Origin of the sequence: Synechococcus sp. A10-1-5-1 (genome assembly GCF_023115425.1) — a bacterium.
In the GTDB taxonomy this organism is placed as follows: Bacteria; Cyanobacteriota; Cyanobacteriia; order PCC-6307; family Cyanobiaceae; genus Vulcanococcus.
Genome location: NZ_CP096032.1, coordinates 2,371,380 through 2,380,496, shown reverse-complemented (window position 1 = coordinate 2,380,496; position 9,117 = coordinate 2,371,380). Strand labels below are relative to the sequence as shown.

Annotated in this window: 22 protein-coding genes and 1 pseudogene; 14 read left to right on the top strand and 9 right to left on the bottom strand. The window is 60.7% G+C overall.

The annotated features are described in order from the left end of the window. Positions 1-69 precede the first annotated feature (69 nt). The 5 genes from MY494_RS12995 to MY494_RS12980 all read left to right on the top strand — a co-directional run bounded on the left by MY494_RS12995 (position 70) and on the right by MY494_RS12980 (position 1,378). The gene (locus MY494_RS12995; protein ID WP_247910663.1) at positions 70-216 is read left to right on the top strand and encodes a hypothetical protein; all 147 of its coding nucleotides are present in this window, start codon (positions 70-72) and stop codon (positions 214-216) included. Between the two features lie 2 nt (positions 217-218). Further along, a complete protein-coding gene (locus tag MY494_RS12990) occupies positions 219-392 on the top strand; it encodes a hypothetical protein (protein WP_247910662.1) in 174 nt (57 codons plus the stop codon). A gap of 168 nt (positions 393-560) precedes the next feature. Next, positions 561-689: a hypothetical protein gene (locus tag MY494_RS13230; protein WP_256463416.1), complete on the top strand. Its 129-nt coding sequence runs from the start codon at positions 561-563 to the stop codon at positions 687-689. 271 nt (positions 690-960) lie between these two features. Next, positions 961-1,140, top strand: a complete 180-nt coding sequence (locus MY494_RS12985) for a hypothetical protein (protein ID WP_247910661.1) — start codon at positions 961-963, stop codon at positions 1,138-1,140. Positions 1,141-1,198: 58 nt separating this feature from the next. Beyond that, positions 1,199-1,378, top strand: a complete 180-nt coding sequence (locus tag MY494_RS12980; protein WP_247910660.1) for a hypothetical protein — start codon at positions 1,199-1,201, stop codon at positions 1,376-1,378. Between the two features lie 10 nt (positions 1,379-1,388). Here MY494_RS12980 and MY494_RS12975 read toward each other — a convergent pair whose 3' ends face one another. The 4 genes from MY494_RS12975 to MY494_RS12960 all read right to left on the bottom strand — a co-directional run bounded on the left by MY494_RS12975 (position 1,389) and on the right by MY494_RS12960 (position 3,064). Next, the gene (locus MY494_RS12975; protein WP_247910659.1) at positions 1,389-1,652 is read right to left on the bottom strand and encodes a DUF3764 family protein; all 264 of its coding nucleotides are present in this window, start codon (positions 1,650-1,652) and stop codon (positions 1,389-1,391) included. A gap of 71 nt (positions 1,653-1,723) precedes the next feature. After that, on the bottom strand, positions 1,724-1,936 hold the full coding sequence (locus MY494_RS12970; protein WP_247910658.1) for a hypothetical protein: 213 nt from the start codon (positions 1,934-1,936) through the stop codon (positions 1,724-1,726). Between the two features lie 465 nt (positions 1,937-2,401). Next, positions 2,402-2,626, bottom strand: a complete 225-nt coding sequence (locus MY494_RS12965) for a hypothetical protein (protein WP_247910657.1) — start codon at positions 2,624-2,626, stop codon at positions 2,402-2,404. A 39-nt stretch (positions 2,627-2,665) separates the two neighbouring features. Further along, positions 2,666-3,064, bottom strand: coding sequence for a hypothetical protein (locus MY494_RS12960; protein WP_247910656.1), 399 nt, complete (start codon positions 3,062-3,064; stop codon positions 2,666-2,668). Positions 3,065-3,306: 242 nt separating this feature from the next. Here MY494_RS12960 and MY494_RS12955 point away from each other — a divergent pair, with 242 nt between their 5' ends. Then, positions 3,307-3,648, top strand: a complete 342-nt coding sequence (locus MY494_RS12955; RefSeq protein ID WP_247910655.1) for a hypothetical protein — start codon at positions 3,307-3,309, stop codon at positions 3,646-3,648. Here the strand turns inward: MY494_RS12955 and MY494_RS12950 are convergent. Further along, positions 3,645-3,788, bottom strand: a complete 144-nt coding sequence (locus MY494_RS12950) for a hypothetical protein (protein ID WP_247910654.1) — start codon at positions 3,786-3,788, stop codon at positions 3,645-3,647. The genes MY494_RS12955 and MY494_RS12950 overlap by 4 nt on opposite strands. A 61-nt stretch (positions 3,789-3,849) precedes the next feature. Then, complete coding sequence (locus MY494_RS12945; RefSeq protein ID WP_247910653.1) at positions 3,850-4,380, bottom strand: ester cyclase; 531 nt, start codon at positions 4,378-4,380, stop codon at positions 3,850-3,852. A 102-nt stretch (positions 4,381-4,482) separates the two neighbouring features. Here MY494_RS12945 and MY494_RS12940 point away from each other — a divergent pair, with 102 nt between their 5' ends. From MY494_RS12940 to MY494_RS12930, 3 genes are all read left to right on the top strand, one after another. After that, complete coding sequence (locus MY494_RS12940) at positions 4,483-4,722, top strand: galactose oxidase (RefSeq protein WP_247910652.1); 240 nt, start codon at positions 4,483-4,485, stop codon at positions 4,720-4,722. An 82-nt stretch (positions 4,723-4,804) separates the two neighbouring features. Beyond that, the gene (locus MY494_RS12935; RefSeq protein WP_247910651.1) at positions 4,805-5,026 is read left to right on the top strand and encodes a hypothetical protein; all 222 of its coding nucleotides are present in this window, start codon (positions 4,805-4,807) and stop codon (positions 5,024-5,026) included. A 143-nt stretch (positions 5,027-5,169) separates the two neighbouring features. Continuing rightward, complete coding sequence (locus MY494_RS12930; RefSeq protein ID WP_247910650.1) at positions 5,170-5,445, top strand: hypothetical protein; 276 nt, start codon at positions 5,170-5,172, stop codon at positions 5,443-5,445. Here MY494_RS12930 and MY494_RS12925 read toward each other — a convergent pair. Further along, positions 5,429-5,614 (bottom strand): hypothetical protein, encoded by a 186-nt coding sequence (locus tag MY494_RS12925; protein ID WP_247910649.1) that lies wholly within the window; start codon positions 5,612-5,614, stop codon positions 5,429-5,431. The genes MY494_RS12930 and MY494_RS12925 overlap by 17 nt on opposite strands. A 74-nt stretch (positions 5,615-5,688) precedes the next feature. Between MY494_RS12925 and MY494_RS12920 the strand changes: the two genes are divergently transcribed. The 5 genes from MY494_RS12920 (at position 5,689) to MY494_RS12900 (ending at position 8,805) form a co-directional block, all read left to right on the top strand. Beyond that, positions 5,689-5,943, top strand: a complete 255-nt coding sequence (locus tag MY494_RS12920) for a hypothetical protein (protein ID WP_247910648.1) — start codon at positions 5,689-5,691, stop codon at positions 5,941-5,943. Between the two features lie 58 nt (positions 5,944-6,001). Further along, positions 6,002-6,172, top strand: coding sequence for a hypothetical protein (locus tag MY494_RS12915; protein ID WP_247910647.1), 171 nt, complete (start codon positions 6,002-6,004; stop codon positions 6,170-6,172). Positions 6,173-6,375: 203 nt separating this feature from the next. Next, on the top strand, positions 6,376-8,103 hold the full coding sequence (locus MY494_RS12910) for a SulP family inorganic anion transporter (RefSeq protein ID WP_247910646.1): 1,728 nt from the start codon (positions 6,376-6,378) through the stop codon (positions 8,101-8,103). A gap of 46 nt (positions 8,104-8,149) precedes the next feature. Then, positions 8,150-8,392 (top strand): hypothetical protein, encoded by a 243-nt coding sequence (locus MY494_RS12905; RefSeq protein ID WP_371820725.1) that lies wholly within the window; start codon positions 8,150-8,152, stop codon positions 8,390-8,392. Positions 8,393-8,658: 266 nt separating this feature from the next. After that, positions 8,659-8,805, top strand: coding sequence for a hypothetical protein (locus MY494_RS12900; RefSeq protein WP_247910644.1), 147 nt, complete (start codon positions 8,659-8,661; stop codon positions 8,803-8,805). A gap of 9 nt (positions 8,806-8,814) precedes the next feature. On the opposite strand, the gene MY494_RS12895 is transcribed toward MY494_RS12900, so the two are convergent. Together MY494_RS12895 and MY494_RS13325 are read right to left on the bottom strand one after the other, a co-directional pair. Beyond that, positions 8,815-8,994: a hypothetical protein gene (locus MY494_RS12895; protein WP_247910643.1), complete on the bottom strand. Its 180-nt coding sequence runs from the start codon at positions 8,992-8,994 to the stop codon at positions 8,815-8,817. Further along, positions 8,979-9,101 (bottom strand): annotated as a pseudogene (locus MY494_RS13325) (DUF3104 domain-containing protein); the annotation flags it as partial. The pseudogene MY494_RS13325 and the gene MY494_RS12895, both read right to left, overlap by 16 nt. Positions 9,102-9,117: the final 16 nt, after the last annotated feature.

Below are 9,117 nucleotides of genomic sequence, written 5' to 3'. Positions count from 1 at the left end.
GCGCCAGACAGAATGTAAAGACTTCGTTACAGGTCTCTCATGTCGCTAGGCGCTGTCTTCCTGAGCTCGATGGCCACAGGGGTACTCACCGAGGCCGAGGTCTCCTGGATTGCTGACCACCAGGCCGGCTTCAACCGCCATGAGGCCGCCGTCGCCCTGCGGCTTGGGCGCCTTCTCGACGAGGGGACGATCAATCTCGGCTGCCGCCTGGGTTAGCCATGGGTGATCTGCAAACCCCCGTGTGGACCAAGGAAGAAACCCTTCAGTACTGGTGGTCCATGCGCCGGGCCATGGAATCAGCCGGTGACCGATCGAGTGCCATCTACCACCGCTCCGTGGCCATCACTGAAGGACAACCTGACCCATTGGCGGCTGACAACGCACTGCGTTGACACCCAAGAACATCCTGAGCCATAACCGCTGAGGAGACGGGCGAGTGCATTCCCCCGTTGTCCGATACGGGGGGCCCCATTCCGGCCCCCCAACCAACACTCCCGACAAGGCCCCCGATCGGGGAGCTGTCGGCTGCAGGTCACACTGAAGCCAGCAGCCGTCTGGGGATGAAGCTCGATCAGCAACAACCATGGGGCGTCTGGGCCTTTGTGATCGGCCTGAATCTTCTCGGCTTTACTGGCTACTTCATCCTTAAAGCGATGGGGATCACGCTCTACTCCATTCACGCCAGCTGATTGCAGCGGAGGCAACAGGCAGGGGAAGGCCCCAGTCGTTCTCCTTAAGGGTGTCAAAAGGAGCGGAATAGGTCTGTTTCAGCATCTGGAACCGCATCGGTATCTCCGATGTCGCCCGATCGCTGTCGACAGCACAGAAGTCGTCGTGGTTGCTGCCCTCCGATTTGAAAGGAACCAAGAAGAGCTGGTGGAGCATCACGTCACGGTCCGAAATACTCCTGACCGCACGGAAAGAATCATCCTTAGGACCAATTTTTCATGCCTAACAGTGATGGCAGAGCCCAAGCGGATATGCCGCACCTCCCGCGGCTCCACGATTGATGCGGTCGGCAACGGTCGCTATCGGGTCTGCGACCGCAACCTCAAATGCGCCGAAGTGGAAGGGCTATGGCAGGCCTATGAAGTGGTCAAGGATCAGGAGTGCCGCAACCCTGTCGCCTGGCACCACTAAGGATTAAGCCACGACAACAGACCACAACCGCCAGGATTCAGCAAACGCTGCCATCCTCATGGAGCCCATCACCTGGCTGATCATCACCTGGGCGACCTACTCACCGCATCGGACGACGGCCGCCCTGGAGAAGGTTGCTCAAGCCAACATGGAGCAGTGCAGGGCCAACGCTGAGCTCATTACCGAATGGCAGCCCAAAGCCAGCGTCAAATGCATTGAGGGCGTGCGCGGCTTCTAGGCAGCTCCCCCTAAAGAAAGACCTGACTGATCGTGCTCTCAAGGATGTGGCCGGAGGACGCAATCATCTCGGCGTTCTCCGCGATGAACTGCTCCATCACGCCGGTTTCAGCCTGCATCACGGCGCAGACCTGGGTCGGGTCGTCCTTGCTCACCCCTCGAAAGAGACACTTGATCCCAGCTGCCTCCAGAAGCGACGCAGAGGAGTCATAGGTCGTGACCCACTCCTCGAAAGGCTTATTGATCGAGAAGGTGAGCACGTGGGTTTCAAGCATAACCATTCGTCTTTGCCTGAATAAATCACGGTTTCCCCTCGCCGTCCAACAACAGGTCAGCGGCACTTCGCTCAGCGCTGCAGTGGGCCTGAAGCCGGTAGGCGCCTCCGCTTGAAACGCTCGTAATACAGGTACATCGCAAGCCAGACCCATCCCAAGCCGCAGGTGGTCAGCCCAACCAAGGCGATTTTGATCATGCGCAGGCTCCAGTGAGCCAACCAACGCCGCAGGGGAGGTCTGGGACGCTGACGCGGCGGACGTGCTCGACTCGGGCTGCGGTTCATCGCGCACCAGCGAAGCCCAGAGCAGTCGTCTTGGGCAAGCAACCTGCCATTCTTGGACGCTCTTGCCCGCGAGGCAATGGGCATTAAGCCCGATTGCACTGCCCCTCCATCTGGCTGAAGCTAGGGCCATCGAGATCGGAGACGCCTCAGATGGCCGACACTCCACCCAACCAGATGTCAGGAGCGAGCTGACTGAAGGCGCCTGCTCCAACAGTCTTCTCAAACCGTGAGCGGGCCGTCAGATCAAACAAGCGTGTTCGTTTGAGCTGTCGGCACTCCATCTGCACCGCTACAGGTGCCCTAGGAGAAACAACTGCTCCACACCTGGACACCTGGCCCCAGGTGACCTCCCTCAGCAGCTCCGACCCACTCTTTCGTTTCTCACGAAGCGGGTCATCCCATGCATGAACGAGCGAACTAGGCCGTCTCTTCCATCCGGGAGGGGCGGCCTCCGCCTTTGGAGGTTCAAGCGATCCAATTGTCCTGATCCATGATTGTTTTGATCAGCAGTCCCAACCGCTTGAACTCTGAGAAGTTCAGCTCCTTGACCGCTTGATCCAGGCCGCTATCCACCCACTCGCCGCCCTGCTTCTGGTAAATCGTGAAGTCTTGATTGAGGGACTCGCGCTTGATGCAGTAGGTCACACCGTCGTCATGCAGGAAGTCTGCGGAGTGCAGCTGCAAACCCATGGATCCTGATCAAGCTTCCGCAAGGTTAGAAGCCGTTGCTCAAGGCTCTGACTGGCTCAGTTGATCGATCGCAAAGAGCCTCTGCTCAATCTGCCTAGCGATTCCCTTGTAGATCCCGACCCGCTCCTTGGATTTGATGGCGATCTCCAGGTAGAGCAAGACTCCGATGGTCAACATCCAAGGAGAAGCTCCCGGACTGAAGCTGAACACCACCAAGAAAACGGCAATGAAAGCCCGCAGAAAGCGGGTGAAGGTGTTGCGTTTCTGAGCCAAGAACCTGGCCGAATCCTCCTGGGCTCTCAGACGATCTGCCCCTTCCAACGGATCACCATCGGTATCCAACCAGTCAATGGGCAGACCACCACGCCGTTGATAGACGATGCGATAACTCAGACCCTGCGGCGTTTCCTGGATACGGGTTCCTGAATAGGGCGCCAACTGGAGAGCTCGTCTGCGATCTCCCGATTTTGACAAAGGTCGATCGCCTCCCTTGCCGCTCCAGCCCCACCTGAGTCATGACTGCAGTGGAGACGGCTCGACGTCACGGACCGTCCTCATCAGGGGTGCGGTGCAACGCGCCCCATCCACAACCCTCCAGTGCGCGCCTCTCCACCTGCCGCTGGGGTGTTTGTTGCGTTGGCCCAAGACAGCCAACATGCAAAGAGCAACCGAGCAGAGCCATGTCGGAAGAAGACTTTCTGCAGGCGCTCTCCAGCGTTGATGAGCAGCTCAGCAGCCACTCGAGCTGGCAACAGATCAAAGACGTTGCCTCGGTCTACCCCTGGTCCCTCGGAGGAACCCAGCTGACACCAGGGCAGCAGTGCGTGCTCGCGTTCTGGCGGATCTTGTCTCGGGATGATCAAGGCCAATCGACCGCCCCAATGCCCGGCGAGGGAACCTCCGCGCAAATTCAGCAAAGCCTGAGCGATTTTCAAGAGGACTTCGAAACCTCGGTCCTGATCAACACGGATCTGGACCTCGACTCCATCCGGGAGCTGTTTGCAGCGCTGGCCCCGACCTAGGCCAATGAACGCTGCGACGGAGCTGCACTGAGGAGCGATTCAGCCAGCCAGAGCTCCATCGCCGTTTTCAGCACCAACAGGCTGGCGGCAAACGTCAACATCCGAAGCATGAGGACTCGGTCGACTGCAACCAATGTCACGGCAACAACGATCCGCAACTGTTGCCGTCACTGCAGAGATCAGCGATCCCACACCTCTGCTTCAAGCCTCATTGAAGAACGGATCCGGCAAGGACGGGTCCAACAGTTTGGCGACGGCGCCCTGTCCCACCACGGGTAGACCTTCTGGCTGCAACAACCCCAACTGAACAAGGACCGTGGCTTGATCCCAGTAGATGTGCTCGTAACTGACCGTCTCTCCTTCAATCCCAACGATCACCACGAAGGCCACTTCGACCCTCCGATTCGTGGGTTCCACACCCGGCAGCATCCAATCGATGCGGTGGGTATGGGTGAAGCGAATCACCAATTCATCCACCAGACGCTCCGGCGAATGGGTGCGAGTGATCGGCGTAAAGGTCACATCGGGCGGGAAAAACTGTCCAACGAGCCGCTTGGCGTAAAAACGGCGAACACCCTCAGCCCCTGAACCACCAACCATGGTCGGGACATTCACCAGATGGGGATTGGCGCTCATCGTCCCCAACGTGCCATCCAAATCTCCCGCCAGCTCCGCGTCCATATGACGTTCAAAAATCGCGTCGATGCGCTCGGCCAATCCATCCGTCGCCATCGTCAGCCCGCGAAGTGCTTCATTCTCAAGCTTCAAATCGGCAAGGACAAGGCACAGCCCTTGCGCCAAACCCCAACCAGGAGTAGTACAGATGTACCACGCATGAAGCGTATGGACGAATGGGAATTCATGGAGGCCACGCTGCTGCGGGCCTCCCGATCAGGACGGGTCTGCATCACTTGCCAGCACTTCACCTACGGAACCGACGCCCATTGCCGAACCCTGCTCGGCTGCAAGCTTCAATCCAAACAGCTTGACCAAGGCGAACACCTAACTAAAAAGTGCCAGCACTGGCTCACCAGACGAGAACTCCAGGTGGGATGGTGCCCAGAGGCCGCATGACCACAGCTCATGACAAGACAGCGCGCCTTTTCGAATTGCTGAGAAGCTGTGAAAACACTCGCCTTCCACCGTCCGTACAACCGTGCCCTGGGAACCAACTGAGGACTTCCTCAACAGCGGCTATCAAGACGTCGTTGCGCTGGTCGAACACTGGCAGAAGCAGTACGGCGCCGATCCCCACGCCTGTGGAATGCTCCTGCGCACAGTGGGGCTCTCCTACCTAGAGCACTACGGAGAGGGGGGAGACCACAGCAGCACCCACCCCTTCCCCAATCACGCTGGCTCAAGCCAGCCAAAGCCCTGAAGAGGGCTCAAGCCGCCCCATACGGGGACAATTCGGAAGAAAAACGAAAGGAATAGGTATTAATTCCCTGGGCGGCGGCGGCTCGAGCCGATTAGTCCAGATGCAAGAGGTGAGTTTCCAATCCTTGTCTCCTCCTGCTCCCCATGACCATGGCCCACAACATCCAGGAGCAGGTCAAACGCTCAGCCCATGAGCGCTGGATTAGCACAGGCCTGGCTGGTCGTCTGATGAGGCTGTGCCCGACCCTCTTCCCCGACCTGCAGTCGGCGGGCGCGTGGGTGAGCGAGCAAACGGGCACGGCGATCGGAGGAATGGGAGGGACCCGGCTGATGCTGCTTTTGCGGGATCACGAGCTCCGGCGCATGGTCGAGGACCAGCACGCCTGCGCCCTGACCTGTGCGATCAGGAGCGATCAGTAGGGGATCGCTTCAGCCAAATTCGCTCGAGCACCTGGCGAAACTCCTGCTCTGTCAACGGCTGCGCCAGACGCCGACGGCGGGCGATGGCGCTGAGCCACCAGATCTGCAACGCCACAAAGACCAACGCCAGAACAGCGAGTTCAACCCATCCGCTCTGCAGTGCTGGCATCAGGCCCTCAGCGCTCGATCCATCCAAGCGTCCCCTGAAGACATCCAGGAACTGTTGCTAAGAGAAGAGCAGTGATGCATTCGGCCATGGGCTACGTCATCGGCCTGTTGATGGTCTGCCTGCCCTGCGGCTTCATCTCCGCCTCCATCGCCCGCGCCAAAGCCAGGCGGGGAGCCCGTTGGTTTTGGGCCGGCCTGCTCTTTGGGCCGCTGGGCCTGGTTGGAGCAGCAGGGATGCCCGATCGCAAGAGCCAGGTCTGGTTGCGCTATCTAGCCGAGGCGCAGGGCTATCAGCCGCGCCACCAAAAAGAGAGCGAAGTCCCTGAATAGCTGACACCAGCCATCCCCCATGGCTACGACGTGGAGATATGACTGATCGGCATCTGTTGTGCCCTGTTTTGATCTCACCGTTCACTTCCCCGATGGGGATTCAGAACTGCACCTGATTGCCTTCAGCGAGGGCCATGCCTTCACCTTGGCCAGGCGGCAATTCGGCAATCGCCCGCTGACGATTCGCAAGCGCCCCATGCCGCCCAGGCCCTCTCCCAAAAGCAACTGACAGCTAGCGCGTCTAAGCACTTCCACTCATGACAGGAGCCAAGGGCTCGGAGTCATAACAATGCTGGAAGCGATCGCCTTGTCGCCGCTCTCCAACTCGGGGGCCTCTCTTTGCTGATCCTGGCCCCCACCCCACAGCTCCATGCGAAGCAGCTGACGGCTACTCCAGCCTTGGCATCCTGAAGGACTCACGGCGGCAGCAGCATGCGTTCTCCATTCCGCGAGCCCCCTGAGTCGAGGGTCTGGCGGCTCAGTCGCACCTGGAGCCAACCCTGGCTGAAGAACTGGCGAGGAGACATCACCGGTGGCATCACCACCGCCGTGGTGGCCTTACCGCTGGCCATGGCCTTTGGCCTGACCTCCGGAGCGGGTGCGATCGCGGGCCTTTGGGGCGCGATTGTTTTGGGATTCATCGCCGCTCCCCTCGGCGGAACCCCCTCCCAAGTCTCAGGACCCACCGGTCCGATGACCGTGATCATGGCCGCGGTCATCACGGCACTGGTTGGTCGGTACGGGCCAGAAGCCGGCCTTGCCGTGGCCTTCACCGTGGCGCTTCTGGCTGGCATCTTGCAAGTGCTGTTTGGGGTGTTTCGCCTCGGGCAGTACATCGTGCAGATGCCCTACTCGGTGATCTCGGGCTTCATGTCAGGGATCGGCGTGATCGTGGTGGTGCTCCAGTTGCCGATCCTGCTGGGGCTGAACCTCAAGGGCACGATCCCGCAGATCCTGGCGGCGCTGCCGGCTCAGCTCCCCAACCTGAACGGCCTAGCCCTGCTGGTCGGCTGTCTGACCTTTGCACTAATCCGCTCCTACCCCCGGCGCTGGAACCGCTGGATCCCCGCTCCACTGGTGGCCTTGGTCCTGATCTCGGCGCTCAGCACCCTGCTGCCAGAGGGATCCATCCCCCGCCTGGGTGCCATACCCCAGGGATTGCCGACCCTGCGCTGGCCGGAACTGCGCTTCGATGAGATTCGGCTTTTGGGCGGCTATGCCATCACCCTCGCCGTTCTGGGCTCCATCGACTCGCTGCTCACCTCCCTGGTCGCCGACAACATCACCCGCACCCAACACCGCTCCGATCGTGAACTGATCGGCCAGGGGCTCGGAAACATGGCCGCCGCCCTTGTGGGGGGCCTGCCTGGAGCCGGCGCGACAATGCGCACCGTCACCAACGTGCAGGCCGGCGGCAGGACTCCCCTTTCGGGGATGGTGCACTCGATGGCCCTGCTGATCGTGACCCTGGGAGCGGGCCCCTTCGCCGCTGGCATTCCCCTGGCCGTACTCGGGGGAATCCTGCTGCATGTGGGCCTAGAGATCGTGGACTGGAGCTTCCTGAAGCGCGCCCCACGCCTCTCCTGGAAAGCCACGGGGCTGATGTGGCTGGTCCTCTTGCTCACGGTCTTTTGGGACCTGGTCACCGCCGTGGTGATCGGGGTCTCGATCGCCAACGTGATCACCATCAAGGACCAGGCCGATGCCCTGCACAAAACAAGCCAACGGATCGCCGGCGGCGATGGCGATCCCAACGGCCCCTCCGCCCTCAGACTCAATGCCGAGGAGCAAGCCCTCCTGCGGGAGGCTGGCAGTGAAGTCGCGCTCTTGAACCTTGCGGGCCCCCTGAGCTTTGGTGCCAGCCGCTACCTGACCCAGTTGCTTCAAGAGAGCGCCGCCTACGCCACCTTGATCCTGGATCTCACAGCCGTCTCCCATCTGGGAGTCACGGCGTCGCTAGCCATCGATGCGGTCTGCCGGGATGCCACACGCCAGGGACGACGGGTGATCATCGCCGCTCCCCAGGAGCGCTACCGGGAACGCCTCGGACGGCTCGCCGTCACCCGTTTCATCGGCGTGGAGCTGTGCCTCACCAGGCAGGAGGCGCTGCTCTGCGCCCGCAGCCATCAGCTTGCGGCCGGGTCCCAGCAGGCTTCCTAGCTTGATCCCAGTGGAACCTGGCCCCTTGAAGCGCACGTCCCTCAATCTGACTGGCAGCTGTCTGCTGCTGGTTGCCCTGACAGCCCCGAGCCCGAGCTGGGCACAAAAGCGGATTCCCAAGGCCGCGGGGCACGACCAATGCCCACTCGGCTATGTCAACGACCTGGGTAGCTATTGCGTCTCGCCCATCTACTACCAAGTGGCACCCACCAATGGCCAACCCTGCCGCTCCGGCTGGATGAACATCGGGGCGGGCTACTGCAAGAAAAAGACCCTGGGCATCTTTTAAAACCCGTCAATGTGCCTATGGCCTTTCGCGAAGGCACAGAGCCATAAAGGGTCTGGAGGCGGTCGAGTACCAACCCGCTCTCCAAACGGGGGCCGCCCCCCCTTGAGGCCCCCAACAACAACCCTCTAGCGCTCCCGCCGAACGCTGGAGGGTTTGTTGCAAGGGCGACTGCCGGACCTTGGAGCGCCACCATCTAAGCCAATGTGCTCATGCCAACGCAGCGTCGACGTTTTTAGCCCTGGAGGAGTTCCACCCTCCAGGCCGCAATGATTCGATCGCCTGAGCATCAGGTCCACCCCGAAGGCCACCTCCGCCATGAGGTGATCGACACCTTCAAAGGTGTTCTGCCCTTACTGGTCGCCTTGACCGCCGCCTGGCTGGCCATCGACCTTGCCACCCACCTGGTGACCTAAGCGGGATCCTTAATCGTCAGATTGGCGCCGCTGATAATCCATGCAGCCCTGGTAATCACTGGCCTTGAGACAGCGTTCATGGGCCGGCAGCCTCCCGTCGCTGGGCTTACCAAACAACTGGTCGGTGTCGTCTTCTGACAAGCCAAAAAAGGCGAACAGGACCGGGACCAGGATCAAGCCGCTGAACATCTGCTGGGGGAAGAGGGCTTCACAACGCCAGTGACGCTATGGGGGTTCACCGTTCGAATCACCCCCGTATCCACGCAGGCGTTCTGAAAAAAGCTGCTGCCGTTGTCCCTGGCGCCAGCACAC